The organism is Paenibacillus sp. LK1, assembly GCF_002750415.1.
Taxonomy (GTDB): domain Bacteria; phylum Bacillota; class Bacilli; order Paenibacillales; family Paenibacillaceae; genus Paenibacillus; species Paenibacillus taichungensis.
Window position 1 is genome coordinate 177402 of the sequence record NZ_PEII01000012.1, and the last position, 17001, is coordinate 194402.

At 47.8% G+C, this 17001-nt stretch carries 13 protein-coding genes and 2 tRNA genes; all 15 read left to right on the forward strand.

Translation table 11 applies throughout. From position 1 onward, the window contains the following. Window positions 1–94: 94 nt before the first annotated feature. The gene (carA, locus tag CS562_RS24680; protein ID WP_076288146.1) at window positions 95–1237 is read left to right on the forward strand and encodes a glutamine-hydrolyzing carbamoyl-phosphate synthase small subunit; all 1143 of its coding nucleotides are present in this window, start codon (window positions 95–97) and stop codon (window positions 1235–1237) included. Between the two features lies 1 nt (window position 1238). Beyond that, on the forward strand, window positions 1239–4457 hold the full coding sequence (gene carB / locus CS562_RS24685) for a carbamoyl-phosphate synthase large subunit (protein WP_076288147.1): 3219 nt from the start codon (window positions 1239–1241) through the stop codon (window positions 4455–4457). 111 nt (window positions 4458–4568) lie between these two features. After that, window positions 4569–5309: an orotidine-5'-phosphate decarboxylase gene (pyrF, locus tag CS562_RS24690; RefSeq protein WP_076288148.1), complete on the forward strand. Its 741-nt coding sequence runs from the start codon at window positions 4569–4571 to the stop codon at window positions 5307–5309. Beyond that, the gene (gene pyrE / locus CS562_RS24695; protein WP_099858483.1) at window positions 5306–5947 is read left to right on the forward strand and encodes an orotate phosphoribosyltransferase; all 642 of its coding nucleotides are present in this window, start codon (window positions 5306–5308) and stop codon (window positions 5945–5947) included. Before pyrF ends, pyrE begins: the two co-directional genes overlap by 4 nt. A 271-nt stretch (window positions 5948–6218) precedes the next feature. Further along, entirely contained in the window at window positions 6219–7157 is a 939-nt protein-coding gene (locus CS562_RS24700) for an ABC transporter ATP-binding protein (protein WP_099858484.1), read from the forward strand. Then, window positions 7120–8235 (forward strand): efflux RND transporter periplasmic adaptor subunit, encoded by a 1116-nt coding sequence (locus tag CS562_RS24705; protein WP_099858485.1) that lies wholly within the window; start codon window positions 7120–7122, stop codon window positions 8233–8235. The genes CS562_RS24700 and CS562_RS24705 overlap by 38 nt, the downstream gene beginning before the upstream one ends. Continuing rightward, window positions 8235–11141, forward strand: a complete 2907-nt coding sequence (locus CS562_RS24710; protein WP_076288151.1) for an ABC transporter permease — start codon at window positions 8235–8237, stop codon at window positions 11139–11141. Before CS562_RS24705 ends, CS562_RS24710 begins: the two co-directional genes overlap by 1 nt. Window positions 11142–11143: 2 nt before the next feature. Next, a complete protein-coding gene (locus tag CS562_RS24715; protein WP_063567873.1) occupies window positions 11144–12007 on the forward strand; it encodes an ABC transporter ATP-binding protein in 864 nt (287 codons plus the stop codon). Window positions 12008–12028: 21 nt separating this feature from the next. Beyond that, complete coding sequence (locus CS562_RS24720; protein ID WP_076288152.1) at window positions 12029–13483, forward strand: ABC transporter substrate-binding protein; 1455 nt, start codon at window positions 12029–12031, stop codon at window positions 13481–13483. Between the two features lie 369 nt (window positions 13484–13852). Further along, window positions 13853–13926, forward strand: a tRNA-Met gene (locus tag CS562_RS24725). 56 nt (window positions 13927–13982) lie between these two features. Beyond that, window positions 13983–14056, forward strand: a tRNA-Ile gene (locus CS562_RS24730). A 238-nt stretch (window positions 14057–14294) separates the two neighbouring features. Then, complete coding sequence (locus tag CS562_RS24735; RefSeq protein WP_076288153.1) at window positions 14295–14663, forward strand: hypothetical protein; 369 nt, start codon at window positions 14295–14297, stop codon at window positions 14661–14663. Between the two features lie 23 nt (window positions 14664–14686). Beyond that, complete coding sequence (locus CS562_RS24740; RefSeq protein ID WP_076288154.1) at window positions 14687–15919, forward strand: sialidase family protein; 1233 nt, start codon at window positions 14687–14689, stop codon at window positions 15917–15919. Window positions 15920–16101: 182 nt separating this feature from the next. After that, on the forward strand, window positions 16102–16299 hold the full coding sequence (locus CS562_RS24745) for a hypothetical protein (protein WP_076288155.1): 198 nt from the start codon (window positions 16102–16104) through the stop codon (window positions 16297–16299). Between the two features lie 221 nt (window positions 16300–16520). Beyond that, on the forward strand, window positions 16521–16946 hold the full coding sequence (locus CS562_RS24750; RefSeq protein ID WP_076288156.1) for a hypothetical protein: 426 nt from the start codon (window positions 16521–16523) through the stop codon (window positions 16944–16946). The last annotated feature ends 55 nt before the right edge of the window (window positions 16947–17001 follow it).

The window sequence follows — 17001 nt, forward strand, 5'->3', positions numbered from 1 at the left end:
AAGGGTTTTCTGCCCACGAAGCCGCACCAAACGTAACGTCTCCCAGTTCAACTCAAAGTATTCAACTTTGATAAACACAGAGGAGTGAAATGGGATGCAGGCACAGGCAAGATTATTGTTGGAAGACGGCACACTGTTCACCGGGAAAGCGTTCGGTGCTGAAGGTGAAACAACAGGTGAGGTCGTTTTTAATACGGGAATTACAGGCTATCAAGAGGTGCTTTCGGATCCTTCTTATTGCGGTCAAATCGTAACCATGACGTACCCACTGATTGGTAACTACGGCATTACGCGTGACGACTTCGAGTCGATTCGTCCGTTCGTACACGGTTTTGTGGTACGTCGTCATGAGCCAACACCAAGTAACTGGCGTGCGGAATACAGCGTAGACGATTTGCTTAAAGAGTATGGCATCGTAGGAATCAGCGAGATTGATACACGGATGCTGACTCGTCGGATTCGTCACCACGGCACAATGAAAGGAATTCTCACAACAGGATCGAAACCTGTGGAAGAGTTGCTGGAGATGATGGGAGACACCAGCATCGCTGAGCTGCGTAATCAAGTTCCTATGACTTCTACTCAACATGTTTACAACAGCCCGGGAACGGCTGAACGCATTGTATTGGTTGACTACGGTGCAAAAACAGGGATTTTGCGTGAACTCAGCAAACGTAACTGTGACGTTGTCGTAGTTCCGCATGATGTAACAGCGGACGAAATCCGCCGCATGAACCCGGATGGCATCCAGTTGTCCAACGGCCCTGGGGACCCGAAAGACGTTCCTCACGCGGTTAAAATGATCAGTGAACTTCTCGGCGAATATCCGATCTTCGGAATCTGCCTGGGTCACCAACTGTTCGCACTTGCGGCAGGAGCCGACACAGAGAAGCTCAAGTTTGGACACCGTGGCGGAAACCACCCGGTTAAAGAACTGGAGAGCGGACGTTGCTTCATCACATCTCAGAACCACGGTTACACTGTAAACGAAGAATCCGTGAAAAATACGGAGCTTGAAGTGACACATATCAACAATAACGATAAGACCATCGAAGGTCTGAAACATAAAAAATTCCCGGCGTTTTCCGTTCAGTACCACCCGGAAGCAGCGCCAGGACCATATGATAACAGCTATCTGTTCGACCGCTTTATCGAGATGATTCGGGAACACAAGATTACTCACCCGCAACAGCCGCGTCAAGCCGTACTGGCAGCCGCAGTGAAAGGAGCACAATAACATGCCGATTAACAAAGATCTCAAAAAAATCCTGGTGATTGGTTCAGGTCCAATCGTCATCGGTCAAGCGGCCGAGTTCGACTATGCCGGTACACAAGCATGCCAGGCACTGAAAGAAGAAGGCGTGGAAGTTGTACTCATCAACAGCAACCCGGCTACGATCATGACGGATACCAACATGGCTGACAAAGTATACATCGAGCCAATCACACTGGATTTTGTAACGCAAATTATTCGTCAGGAACGTCCAGACGGTTTGCTGCCTACCCTTGGCGGTCAAACAGGTCTGAACATGGCTGTGGAACTGGCACGTGCCGGTGTGCTTGAACGTGAGAATGTTAAACTACTCGGAACTCAGCTCACTTCCATTGAGAAAGCGGAAGACCGTGACTTGTTCCGTGATCTGATGCGCGAGCTGGAACAGCCTGTACCTGAGAGTGTAATCGTAACTACACTTGAGGAATCACTTGATTTTGCGAATGAGATTGGTTATCCAATCATCGTCCGTCCAGCTTACACGCTTGGCGGAACAGGCGGCGGAATCTGTGCCAACGAAGAAGAACTGCGTGAGACAGTCGTAGCAGGTATTCGGTATAGCCCGATCGGTCAATGTCTGGTTGAGAAGAGCATCGCAGGCATGAAAGAAGTCGAGTATGAGGTTATGCGGGACAAAAACGATAACTGTATCGTGGTCTGCAACATGGAAAACTTTGACCCGGTAGGTGTTCATACAGGTGACAGTATCGTTGTGGCACCAAGCCAGACGTTGTCTGACCGTGAATATCAAATGCTGCGCTCAGCTTCCCTGAAAATTATCCGTGCCCTCAACATTGAAGGTGGATGTAACGTACAGTTTGCGCTTGATCCGCACAGCTTCCAATACTATGTTATCGAAGTTAACCCACGGGTAAGCCGTTCTTCGGCACTAGCTTCCAAAGCAACGGGATATCCAATTGCTAAGATGGCTGCCAAAATTGCAATGGGTTACACACTGGACGAAATCGTGAATCCGGTAACGGGCCAAACATATGCATGCTTTGAGCCAACACTGGACTATATCGTGAGCAAAATCCCACGCTGGCCGTTTGACAAGTTTATCTCAGCGAACCGCAAACTGGGTACACAGATGAAAGCGACAGGCGAAGTTATGGCGATTGGCCGTACATTCGAAGAGTCAATTCATAAAGCTGTTCGTTCCCTGGAAATCGGCGTACACCGTCTGTATCTGAAAGATGCCGAAACCCTTGATGAAGAAACGCTGAACGAGCGTCTGGTCAAAGCTGACGATGAGCGTATCTTCCTGATCGCTGAAGCATTCCGCAGAGGGTATACATTGCAACAGCTTCAAGATCTGACGAAGATTGACTGGTGGTTCCTGGATAAACTCGAAGGGCTGATCCGCTTCGAAGATCGCATTCGTGAGGAATCCGAATTGTCCTCCGAAACCTTGTATCAAGCGAAGCGTCTTGGTTTCACAGACCGTGCCATTGCTGAGCTGCGGGCTGAAGGTCAACCAGGAGGTACGCTAACGAAAGAAGCTGAAGTCAGAGCACGTCGTGAAGAGGAAAACCTTCGCCCAGTCTACAAAATGGTAGATACATGTGCAGCTGAATTTGAAGCAACAACGCCATATTACTACTCTACTTACGAAACTGAGAATGAAGTCATTCCTTCAGATAAGAAAAAAGTAGTTGTGCTTGGTTCCGGTCCAATCCGGATCGGTCAAGGGATTGAGTTTGACTACTCAACAGTACACGCAGTATGGGCTCTGCAAAAAGCAGGCTATGAAGCAGTTATCATCAATAACAACCCGGAGACCGTGTCTACGGACTTTAATACATCAGATCGCTTGTACTTTGAACCTCTGTTCTTCGAAGATGTAATGAACGTTATCGAACAGGAACAGCCTGTAGGTGTTATCGTACAGTTTGGTGGCCAAACGGCAATCAACCTGGCAGCACCACTGCGTGCCGCTGGTGTAACGATTCTCGGAACAGATCTGGAAAACATTGATGAGGCAGAGGATCGCAAGAAGTTCGAGCGTTTGCTCTCCCGTCTGGAAATTGCACAACCAAAAGGAAAAACAGTCATTTCGGTAGATGATGCGGTTGAAACGGCTCAAAGTCTGGGCTACCCGGTACTGGTTCGTCCTTCCTATGTACTCGGCGGTCGTGCGATGGAGATTGTGTACTCCGATGCAGAATTGCTGACATATATGGAGCAGGCGGTTAAAATCAATCCGGAGCATCCGGTCCTGATCGACCGTTACATGATGGGTAAAGAGGTTGAGGTTGACGCGATCTGTGATGGTGAAACGGTATTGATTCCGGGGATCATGGAGCATATCGAGCGCGCAGGGGTTCACTCCGGCGACTCCATCGCGGTTTATCCGCCACAGCACCTGTCCCAGGATCTCAAAGAGAAAATTGTAGAGATTACAATCAAGATTGCAAAAGAACTGAAAACGATCGGTTTGGTTAACATCCAGTTTGTTATCCATAAGGGTGAAGTGTACATCATCGAGGTGAACCCGCGTTCATCCCGTACAGTACCTTTCCTGAGCAAAGTAACCAACATTCCGATGGCGAACTTGGCAACACAAGCCATTCTGGGCGTGAAGCTGAAAGACCTCGGATATGTGGACGGTCTGTGGCCTGAATCGGATCATGTTTCCGTAAAAGTTCCGGTCTTCTCCTTCGCGAAGCTGCGTCGTGTGGAACCAACGCTTGGACCTGAGATGAAATCCACAGGTGAGGTTATGGGTCGTGACCCGAATTACGCTAAAGCGTTGTTCAAAGGTCTCATCGGTGCAGGCATGAAGATCCCAGCCACCGGAGCAATCGTGGTAACGGTAGCCGATAAAGACAAAGAGGAAGCTGTTCCACTGCTTGAAGGTTTCTATAGACTGGGATACAAAATCATGGCTACCGGAGGTACGGCAGCTGCGCTTGAAGCAGCGAACATTCCGGTGACGACGGTAAACAAATTAAGTGAAGGTTCGCCGAACATTCTCGATATGATTCGCAGCGGCGAAGCAAACTTTGTGTTCAACACGCTGACCAAAGGCAAAACCCCGCAGCGTGACGGATTCCGTATTCGTCGTGAAGCGGTAGAGAACGGCATTGTATGTATGACTTCACTGGATACGATCCGTGCCCTGTTGATCATGCTGCAAACGATCAACTTCTCCTCTGAGGCTATGCCAGCTCTTGTACAATAAATAAGACGATTTGTCACTGATCAAGGACATCAGTCAGCCTTCGGGCTGGCGGGATGTCCTTTATATCGGGCAAAAACGGAAAAATCAAGCTTTTGGAAGGAGCGCTGGAATATGAATCACCCGAATTTCAACGAAATGGCTGGTCGTCTGATGGTTGCACTCGATTATCCGGGAGCAGAGCAAGCACAGGAATTGGTACAAGCTTTAGAAGGCATTCCCTGCTATCTGAAGGTGGGCATGCAGCTCTTTTACGCCGCTGGTCCGGACTTCATTCGTGAGTTGAAGTCAAAGGGGTACTCGGTATTCCTTGATGTGAAGATGCATGATATTCCCAACACGGTTCGTGGGGGTGCTGAAAGTATCACCCGTCTGGGAGTGGATATGTTCAATGTGCATGCAGCTGGAGGTACAAGCATGATGCGTGCTGCCCGTGAAGGTGCAGAGGCGGCTCTGGCTGCTGATCCTTCTCTTCGCAGACCTGAGATTATTGCGGTTACCCAGCTGACCAGTACCAGTCAGGAAACGATGAATACCGAGATCGGCATCCAGGGCAGCGTTGAGGCAGCAGTAGTCCGTTATGCAGGACTGGCCCATGAGGCAGGTCTCGATGGCGTCGTTGCTTCCCCGCTGGAAGTACCGGCGATCCGCGCAGCCTGTGGCAGTGATTTTCACACGGTCACACCAGGCATTCGTCCAGCAGGAAGTGGACTCGGAGACCAGACTCGTGTCCTGACGCCAGGTGAAGCCATTGTCAGAGGCAGCCATTACATTGTTGTAGGCAGACCAATTACGGGCGCTCCCAATCCGCGTGAAGCGGCAGAAACCATTTTGAAGGAGATGTTGAACGCATGATCGAACTTACTGAGATTCCTAACCATATTGCTTCCCAACTGTTGAAAATTAAAGCGGTGGCGCTGCGTCCGCAGCAGCCATTCACCTGGACATCCGGCATCAAATCACCAATCTATTGTGATAATCGTCTAACGATGTCTTATCCCGAGATTCGTAACGACATCGCTGAAGCTTTTGCTGCGATCATTCGTGATCAATACCCCGATGCAGAAGTCATCGCAGGTACTGCAACTGCGGGTATCCCACATGCTGCCTGGGTGGCGCAAAAGCTGAATCTGCCGATGGCTTACATTCGCGATAAAGCCAAAGGACATGGCAAAGAGAACCTGATTGAAGGTCTGATCACTGAGGGGCAGAAGGTTGTTGTCATTGAAGACCTGATCTCGACAGGTGGCAGTTCAATCAAGGCCGCTGAAGCAGTACGTGTAGCTGGGGCCACTCCACTGGTAGTACTGGCGATTTTCAGCTATCAGCTGGACAAAGGCATTAAGGCTTTTGAAGAAGCGGGAATTCCGCTGCAAACTCTGTCCAATTACACAGCTCTGATGGATGTAGCTTTGGCTGAGGGTACAATCCAGGAAAGTGATTTTGAACTGCTCAAATCCTGGCGTGAAGATCCTTCTTCATTTGGTAAATAATATCATTCACACCGGATTGAAAGGTTTGCTTGTGAACGGTATCAAAATTGTAATGATTGCCGCCATAGAGGCAAATTCATCGAATATTCAAGAGGCATCCCGCTCGTTGGGGTGCTTTTTTCGTTTGTTCATCAAAATATTAACTTTTTCACGGGAACGTTGTAAAAAGCTTGTAACTTTTAGTTGTGATCCGTCGTTTATAATGCAGTGTAGTATGGAATAGATTTCTATTTTTAGTGTCTTGATGAAGTGAACGGGATATGAAGAAAGGATGAGCGTGATTGCTGGCATGAAGAATTTATTTTCCAAAATCAGACCTGCCAAGAGCCAGTCAGGCGAGGACAGTGCAGTCGGACAAACGGAGCATAGGGAACCAGTCGGGCAGGAGGAATCGGCATACATAAGTGAACCGCAGAATACATCCATCGATCCGCACGACATAACCAGTGAAACAAGCCAGGAGGAAGTTGCGGTTGCAGCAGCTGAACCTGAAGTGAAGTCCAAGTCCTCCAAGAAGGATCTGTTGCCTCCATATGACGGACCTGTGCTGGAGGTTCGCAATGTTCATCGCAGTTTCCAGACGGGTAGCCGTATTATTCATGTGCTCAAAGGCATCGATATGGAAGTGAACCCACAACAGCTGGTGATGTTGAAAGGGCGGTCAGGTTCAGGGAAAACGACGCTGCTCAATATGTTGGGTGGGCTGGATCAGCCATCAAGTGGAGATATTCTGTTCTCCGGCCAGCCTCTTCAGGATTGGGGCGACCGGCGGCGGACCGCTTTGCGGCGCAGAGAAATTGGTTTTATTTTTCAGGCGTATGCACTTATGCCTTTGTTGTCTGCCTGGGAAAATGTAGAGCTGTCGCTGCGCATGGCGGACGTGCCGCGTTCGGAATGGAAGGACAGGGTAGGTCATTGTTTGGATCTGGTCGGACTAACCAAACGGGTCAAGCACCGTCCATTCGAGATGTCCGGGGGAGAGCAGCAGCGGGTGGCCATCGCCAAGGCGATAGCCCACAGACCGAGATTATTGCTCGCGGATGAGCCGACAGCAGAACTCGATTCCAAAATGGGAGCACAGGTTATGGCTGTATTTCGCAATATTATTGAAGTTGAACAAGTAACGATCTGTATGACTACACACGATCCTACGATTTTGGAGGTTGCGGACCATGTTTATGAAATGGCGGACGGCAGATTTATCAAGTAAAGGGGCCGCTCCGAAGAGGGGGAAACGCGCAGCGCTTATTGTGCTTAGTGCGATAGTGGCTGCAACGATGTCCGGCTGCTCTTTGCTGCCGGCTGAGACAGAGGAAGAAGTACTTCCGCCGATTACACCGCCCACGATCTCCAAGAAGCCGGAATATGAAGTTCGGACGGAGACGTTGGAGAAGAAAGTAAGCGGAAGCGGCAAGATGATGAGCCAGCGGGAGGAAAAGGTGTATTTTACGCTGGACGGTATGCATATCAAAGAGTTGAATGTAAAACCAGGGGATAAAGTGAAAAAAGGTCAACTTCTCGCTGTTCTTGATGTAGAGAGCGTGGAGAAGGAAATCCGGGCCAAAAACCTGCAGATTCGCAAATCGGAAGTGCAAATGAAGGAAACGCTTCGCAAACGGGATGAGATGGACCCGGTAGAGTTCGAAGAGTCCACGATTGCCTTTGAAGAGCTACGTCAGGAACTCGCCGATCTGGAGGATCAGTTGGGTAAAGCCACTTTGACCGCTCCATTCGGTGGAACAATCATTGCTGTACAGGTGGAGAAGGGCGCGGCTGTCAAAGCTTATGACCCGATTGCGACCATAGCAGATACATCCAACCTGGTTGTCGCAGCTACGTTTGCCAAGGAAGATCTGGAAAAGTTCTCGGCTGGCATGAAGGCGGATGTGGACATTAATGGCGCAGGCAAAGTGGCTGGCAAAGTCAAAGTGATGCCTGTTGCCCAAGCATCGGGAAGTGGAAGTGGTACTGGCGGAGGTTCAGGGGAAGGCGGAACGCCTCCAGCAAAAGAAAGTCTGGATCAATATGTGATCGTCTCGCTGGCGAAAATGCCGAAGGGTGTTGAACGCGGTACACCTCTAACGGTGTCAATTGTCACGCAGCGTACAGAGAACGCGATTGTCATTCCTGTATCCGCTCTGCGCTCCATCGGTTCAAGAACGTACGTACAAGTGGTGGAGAGTGATGGAAGCAAGCGTGAAGTGGACGTAGAAGTCGGGCAGCAGACATCCACGGATGTGGAGATTCTGAAAGGTCTGACCGTTGGACAGAAAGTAGTGGGCCGCTAATGGGGCTGCCATTGCTTCGACTGTTGTTCCGCAAGATGTGGAACACTCGCTGGATGACGTTCAGCACACTGATCGGACTGATTGTGGCGGTAGCGTTCACCGTTAGTATTCCAATGTATGCCGATGGTGCGCTGAAGCGGGTCGTGGCCCAGACGCTGCAGGATAACAGTGAGGGACTGCCAGCCGGCTCGTTGCTCATGAGTTACCAGGCACCTGGTGGTGTGAAGACAGACACACGTGGTCTGGAAGAGGTGGATCGATATATTCGTGAGGATGTGCCTCGTGACATCGGATTTCCTTTTCATACGTATGTGAACTCCCGTTCCATCCGCAGCACGGAAGTGAACCCGGAAGACCCAACGAAAGTGGATGCCAGCCGGGTCCGCAGCATGAGTCTGGGTACGATGACAGGCCTGGATGCACAGGTTAATTATTCTGCGGGAGTGAAGCCGGGCAACCAGGTCAAGGACGATACGATTGAAGCGGTTATGCTCGAAGAGGGTATGTATCGTAACGATCTGCATATCGGAGATGTTCTGGAATATCCGATTTACAGCGGTCTCGATATTACGTTGCGTGTGAAGATTATAGGTTCTTTCAAAGCCGATGATCCTAGCAGCCCGTATTGGGTACAGGGATTTGACGGTATGATGAATGGACTATATGTGGATGAATCGGTATTTAATAATGTTTTGTTAAAGGAAAAAGGGATCCCTCTTCAGAATTCACGTTGGTATTATGCATTTGATCTGAAAGAGATTCAAACGAGCCAGCTCTCGGGATTGACCTCTGTGCTGGAAAGGCTGGATATCGATCTGTATCAGCGGTTGAAGGATACGAAAGTGGACATCACCTTCGGGGATCTGTTGAAACAATTCCGTAGTCAGAGTCTGCAATTGCAGACCATGCTGTTCACATTGGCAGCACCGATGATTGCGATGGTCTTTTATTTTATAGCCATGAATGCTAGACAGTCACTACAAAAGCAGGAAAGTGACATCGCGGTTCTTCGCAGTCGCGGAGCTTCTGCCCGGCAGATCTTCTCTCTTTATCTGCTTGAAGGTATATTCCTGGGAGCGATTGCTCTTGTCATCGGCCCGTTTCTTGGATGGTTTATGGCGAAAAGCATCGGTTCAGCGAGCGGATTCCTGTCGTTCGTGGATCGGAAATCCATTCCAATTGGAATATCAAAGGAAGCCATCCTGCTTGGCCTTATCGCCGTGTTAGTGGCAATCATAGCCTCGCTCATTCCGGCAGTAACCTATGCGCGGGCCACGATTGTATCGGCTAAGCGTCGGCAAGCACGTACAGATCGTGCGCCGGTATGGCAGCGCTGGTTCCTGGATATCGCGCTGTTGGGGCTCGCCGGATATGGATACTACTTGTTCTATGAACGGCAAATGTTGACGTTCCAGACCGGAATGACGACAGATCAGCTTCAGGTGCAGCCGTTTCTGTTCTTTGTACCGGCACTCGCGATCTTTGCACTGGGACTGTTCTTCTTACGGTTGTTCCCGTGGATTTTGAAGCTGATACAGCTGATTGGGCGTAAGTTTCTCCCGGTTCCACTGTATCTGACACTGACGCAACTTTCGCGTTCATCATCTTCTTATTATCCCTTGATGATCCTGCTTGTATTGACACTCGGACTCGGTGTGTATAACTCGGCGGCGGCTCGTACCATTGATCTGAACTCAACCGAGCGTACATTATATCGCTATGGTTCGGATGTTATTATGCAGACGGTATGGGAAGGCACACCTGAGGTTAAGCCAACGGGTTCCGGACAAAACGGAGGTTCAGGCGGTGGACAGGGTGGAGGAAACGGTAGTGGTGGTTCTGGAGGCGGCGGTAACGGTGGTGGAGGTGGATCAGGTGGGGGCGGTGGTACTTCACAACCCACGAAGATGATCTATTCCGAGCCACCTTTTGAAGTGTTCCGCAGCCTGAATGGTGTCGAACATGCAGCGAGAGTGCTGCAAACGAAAGGCAATATTATTGTCTCTGGCAAATCAGGTGGACAGGGAATGCTCGTGGGGATCGACAATGTGGATTTTGCCCAAGTGGCGTGGTTCCGCAACGATCTGTTCCCGGCTCATCCTTATAAGTACCTTGACTTGCTTGGAAAATATGAAGGGGCCGTATTGATCTCTTCCAAATTTGCAGACAAATTCAAGCTCAAAACCGGAGACCTCGTCTCCATTGGTGTACAGGGCCAGGCGATTGAATTTGTGGTCTTTGGCATTATACCTTACTGGCCTGCCCAGTACCCGGATCAGATGCCGTTTTTCATTGCCAATCTGGATTACATCTATGATCAGGTGCCTCTGATTCCATATGAGGTCTGGCTGAAAATGGAGCCGGATGCCAAAGTCGCTCCTTTGATGGAGAAACTTGCAGCTGAAGGCATTGAGTTATCGTCTGTGCGCGATGTGCGTACAGAGCTGGTATCCCAGGGCAAACATCCGTCAAGGGGGGGAGTGTTCGGCATATTGAGTCTCGGATTCCTTGTGTCGGTGATTATTTCCCTGATCGGATACATTCTGTACTGGTTCTTCAATCTATCCGGGCGTGTAGTACAATTCGGTGTTCTGCGGGCAATGGGGTTATCCAGGGCGCAATTGAGCGGTATGTTGCTGCTGGAGCAGGTGTTCACGGCGGGTCTGTCCATCATTCTTGGTATTGGCATTGGTCAGGTATCCAGCCGTCTGTTCCTGCCCTTCCTGCAAACGACAGATAATGTGTCCGCACAGGTACCTCCGTTCCGAATTGTATTTGAAGAGAAAGATATGTTGCAACTGTATGGCGTGACCGTGGTCATGCTGATCATTGGAGCAACGATGCTGCTGTGGCAAATCCGCAGGCTGCGTGTTCACCAGGCAGTCAAAATGGGAGAGGAGAGGTAAACGTGATCCAATGCGAAGGACTTGTCAAAATTTTTAAATCCAGCGATGTGGAAGTCGTTGCCCTTCAAGGTCTCAATCTGACTGTCAATCAAGGTGAAATGATGGCCATTATCGGTAACAGTGGTAGTGGTAAATCCACATTGCTCAACATTCTGGGTGGACTTGATCGTCCAACAGCTGGTACAGCCGTTGTCGGGGATTGGGATTTGCTGAAAATGACAGATGCCCAATTGGTGGAGTACAAACGTCATACCGTAGGGTTCATTTGGCAAAATAACGGCCGTAACCTGCTGCCATACCTTACAGCACTGGAAAACGTGGAAACGCCCATGATTTTGGGAGGCAAGAGAGATCGCGCCTATGCCATGCAGCTGCTGGAGTGGGTTGGACTGAAGGATCGCATGCACAACAAGCTGCATCAATTATCCGGTGGGGAGCAGCAGCGGGTGGCAATTGCCATCTCGCTATCGAATCGCCCCAAGCTGCTGCTTGCCGATGAGCCAACAGGTTCGGTGGATTCAGAGACATGTGATACCATCATGGGCATTTTTCGCAAAATGAACAAGGAGCTCGGGGTCACGATTGTAATTGTTACTCATGATCTAACCCTTGCTGGTAAGGTGGACCGCATCGTGGCGATTCGGGACGGTTTGACTAGCACCGAGTTTGTGAAACGCAATCCGAATCTGGATGACGAACATGGCTTATCGGAGGCTGGAGCCCCGGATATTCATGAAGCTTTTGTCATTATTGACCGGGCGGGACGTCTTCAGGTGCCCAAGGAGTATCTGGAGGCGCTGTCCATTGATAATCGTGCCACATTGGAATTTGACGGTGAACGTATTGTCATTACACCGCCAAGATAATTTTAGAGGGGGAATTGGGAGATGAAGAACAGGTTTTGGGGAAAACGGGTGCTAGCCGTGCTGGCTACAGCCAGTCTGGCTTTGCCGCTGCTTGCGGGTTGTACAGCGAGTGAGTCCAAGGATAACGAGCAGCGTGTACTGCGTGTAGCGACGTTATGGGGGGGGCAGGATGACAGTTATTTCCGTCAGCAGTTTACCGATGCTTTTGAACTGACACATCCAAATATAACGATTGAAGTTGTACCAGCGGTAGATCAGGGCAGCATGTATGGGTATGGTAACCAGGAAGAACAGCAGGACATTCCGGATACGATGGAAAGCTTGAAGAAGATTATGACAGGAGATAACCCGGTAGACGTCATCGTGGCTGATACGGCGACAGTCAAGTCGTTAATTCAGGAAAACATGGTGAAACAACTGGACCCACTGATGCAGGAAGACAAGTTTGATACTACGGATATTGTGCCAAGTGTTCTCGAAGGAATCAAGGATTTGGGAGATCAGAGCATCTACGCTTTGACGCCAACGTTTTCCTCTTCAGCTTTGTTCTATAACAAGGGTATGTTTGAAAAAGCAGGCGTTGAGCCTCCAACGGATAACATGACTTGGGATGATATTTTCAACTTGGGTACACGCCTTACCAAAGGTGAAGGAAAAGACCATGTATTTGGTTTCTCTTTCAGTACCTATCAAGGCGGTTCTCCATACTATACGATGTCGCAGTATTATAACTCTTTGCAGCTGAAAATTTTTGATGACAAAGCGGAGAAAATGACTGTAGATTCTCCTCAGTGGGAGAAAGTATGGAGCACGATAAGCAAACTCGCCTTAGATAAAGTCATCCCTAAAGGAGACGAACCGCAGGATAATCAGGATGAGAGTGGACGTTATAATCCGCTTCAGGGTGATCTGTTCCTGAGTAGCAAAACAGCCATGGTGATTGGAGATTACAGTTACATTAATCAATTGATTGATGCCAATAAAAATGCGGATAAAATGAAAGGTTTTACGAAGGTAGACTGGGATGTTGTCACTCCTCCAGTGCATCCGGAGGCTCCTGAAATTGGAGGCAATATTTATCTGAGCAACCTTATGGCCATTAATAGTTCAGCTCAGAACCCTGATGATGCGTGGGAATTGATCAAGTATATGAACAGTGAAGATTGGGCGAAGATCAAAGCGCGCAGCAGTTACGAGATGGTTTCTCGGAAAAGCTTCATTAAACCGAAGGATGGTTTGGATTACAACATTCAGGCATTCTATACATTGAAACCTGTACCTCCGACTAATACGAACTTGGATAAAATGTATCAAAAAATGCCGAACCTGTGGCAAGTAAGTGATAAGGGTATGGAATACTTCAATCAAGTTCTTGCGAACAAAAAAACACCAAAAGAAGCGCTTGGTGAATGGGCAGCCAAAGGGAACGAGATGCTGGAGAAATTGAAAAAGAACCCTAAAGCCACGTTTCAATAAAAGTTAGATGATCTTGTAATAAAATCATAGATGCAGCCGCTGGAGATTTATATCTTCGGCGGCTATTTTTATGGAATTGGGGTATTCTACAAAAGCAGGGATAAATGATGACTTCAAGAAAGGACGAGTGGAATGCACTGGGTATATTTCAGCAAATTGTATGCAACAAAATTTCAGGCAGGGTGTCTTGCAAAACGGATGGAGCAGGATGGGTGGATTTATGGCCATAACGAGCCGGCTGAAGTGGAAGTATATCGTTCAAAAAAGGGGAGATATGGTGTACGCTTTATCCCCTAAACATTACCCCTTGACTTAATGGGTAGGTATGGTGTATATTAATTAAGTCGCTGTTTTAATATTTCTTACTGACGCGGGGTGGAGCAGCCCGGTAGCTCGTCGGGCTCATAACCCGAAGGCCGCAGGTTCAAATCCTGCCCCCGCAATTTAGTTTTACTGGATGATTCACAGCCATCATCTGAACGTTATACATTTTTGTTCAGGGCCCTTAGCTCAGTTGGTTAGAGCGGTCGGCTCATAACCGATTGGTCACAGGTTCGAGTCCTGTAGGGCCCATTCTCTCAAAACCCTTGCGTAGCAAGGGTTTTTTTCTATTGTTACAAACTCAAAATAAATACTAACTGAGCCTGGAACAAGCCTGCAAAAGCCCGATGGTGATCATCATCATTCTTTGCTGTTTTATCAAGGCTTTTTTATTGTGTTCTCCTTTAACAAAGAACCGGTACTACTTTAAATGATAGGCGCGTACAAATAGTGTAGTTAATTTGCGGTTCAAAGAGGAGGGATGGTTCGATTGCCAAACTCTACAGGATTGATTTACAATTCACCAACAGGTGCAAGTATGGCTACTCAGATTCTTGTAACTTGTTTAAATGATTCACTTAATATTCCTGTGAATATCGAGATTGAAGCGTTTAAGTGGGACACTACTCAGAATGCCAGAATTCCAATTGGGCACGATTTATTTCAATTAGGACCCCAAGCTTCTCGGACCTTGATTTATGCGCTGAATGGTGCAGCTTTTTATGAAGTCCAAGCGGACTACTTTAGTGCTACGAGTACGATCATTCATGTGTACGGCATTGATTCTACGGGTGAGATTATTCAACGCGTTTTACAGTCTGAAATGATATGGGTTGACCGATTTACGAATATTCCTTAACTTACGAATTGGAGGTGAGTGGTTTGCCCGTTGTAAATATTACAGGAGCACTTGGTGGAAATCAGTTCGAACCTTCTATAGCTACCAACGAATTGCTTCCCAATATCATGTGTGCGGTTGCAGTAGATACAAGTACAGGCCCTACGCTCATTGGGTTTTACCGTTCAATTGATACTGGGCAGACATGGACAACGACAATTTTGCAGCAACCAGCCGGATATGCTGGCGCCGAAGCACCAACAATTGATTACACATTTCCGAGTACTTTCATAGTGACAGTCCATATATTTAACGGTGATAATGACGGTACAATTATTAGTTACACGTCCCTAGATGATGGGGTGACTTGGACTCCTCCCGTGTTTGTGAACAGGGGATATGGTCTTATCGTTCATAATGATGAACCGTATATTGCAGTGGATCGAACACCTGGAAGTCCTTATCGGGGCAACGCGTATGTGGGGTACACACCTCTTGCTACCTTGGCATCGTCCATTTTTTTGCAGAGATCATTAGATCAGGGTACAACATGGCAGACTCCAAGCCGAATTTCAAGCCCGAGAGGTTTTCATGATAGAAGTGCTATAGCTATAGGTTTTACAGGTGAGGTATATGCAGGATATATTACTACGGGTCCGGACAGTCCGTACGCTTTACTTCGCATCTCGTACGATGGAGGGGCTACGTTTCAGCCACCTATTCAACAACAATCCACGTTGATCGCTTCTGTTGTGCCTGCACCATCTCCCTTACCTGTCACGAATTATGCTTTTCGAGTTCAGACGAACCTGGGCTTGGGAGCTGACATATCCAATGGAACCTTTAGTGGGACGGTCTATGCAACCTGGAATGATGCGCGGAATGGATACACCGACATTTTCCTATGCAGTTCACCGGATGGGCTTCTATGGTCAGATCCCGTTAGCATTACCGGAGCACCTGCTGGATCACAAAATTTCTTCCCCTCCATCACCGTATCGCCATTCACAGGAACTGTAAGGGTTATTTATTATTCCAATCAAATTGATGGGTTTCTTTTAGATGTGTTTGTGGCTGAATCGTTTGACGGAGGAGCAACCTTCGCAAATCGCAGACTCACGACGACTTCATTTAATCCTAATGGCAATTCCTCTACACCTACAGTATTAATTGGTGATTATATCACCGCTACAACGTATGCTCCCGATAATTTGGCAGCAGTTTGGATGGCAACCACACCGCCCACTGGAAAATTGGACGTTTATTTTGGAAGTTGATGAATTCCAAGTTATGATGAGAATATTTCAAATAAACAACGGTAAGAAAGCTCTGTTGGCACAATGCTACGGAGCTTTCTTTGACAGGCTCATGTGAACGAACTTGCAAACGAAACTGATACCATAAATATATGGTATCATTGTTAAAATATATGTTGTAAAGGTGGTGACAACTTAAAGTTATGAATGGTGCTAGTGCTGTCAGTTTTGTAGGGATTTTAACTATATTTATTTTCATTGGTTTGGTTGGTCTGATTTTATATGCTGTGTTTTCTATGGCAATAAAAAGATCTGGTTTAAGAGAGGAAATCTCAGGTTTGAAACAAGAGATTCGATTATTAAAAGAGAAATTGGAGAAAAACGAGCATAAACTTGAATAGTTATTCTAAAATGACGAATATCCAAAATTGAAGATAGTATATTCAATCAGATTGAAGCCGCTACTTTGCAAAATTTGAAAGATAAACGATAGAGGCACTTCCGTAGCAATACGGGCAGTGTCTTTTTAGTGTGCCCTTTTTTCAGAATATCAGTGTCTGTCCATGCCATATAGGAAATCTCACATATACTATCATATTCCAAACAATAGGAGGTAGATTTCATGAGCCAATTTATTGATGCGAGAACGTCCCAGAATGCTAGTTTGGCGAACTCCATTGCAATACCGATTCTTGTTACTAATACGCCACAATTATTTGGCCAGATTGGACTTGTAACTAGCGCGGGTATTGGTGCTAATCCGAGGGTGCAATTCAAAGGAACCGTTTCAGTTCAACTTCCCTTGGCCCTCGTTGGAATAACGATAACGATTGTCAGAGGAACCTTGGCAACGGACCCTGTCATCTATTCTGCAACGTCTACGTTCAGCTTGAGCATTCTGGCTCCTCAGATCATTACGTTCTCTGCGGATGATTTCAATCCACCAGTCACACCTCAATTGACGTACACTGCATTCGTCAGCTCTAACTTGCTGGGTACGATTCGTGTAGGTCCAGAGAACTTTGATGGAGTCTTGTATTCGGACTAAACTTTGAGCGCCCTTGCCAACAGTTCGTTATAAATGAAGCATAAATGTATTAACG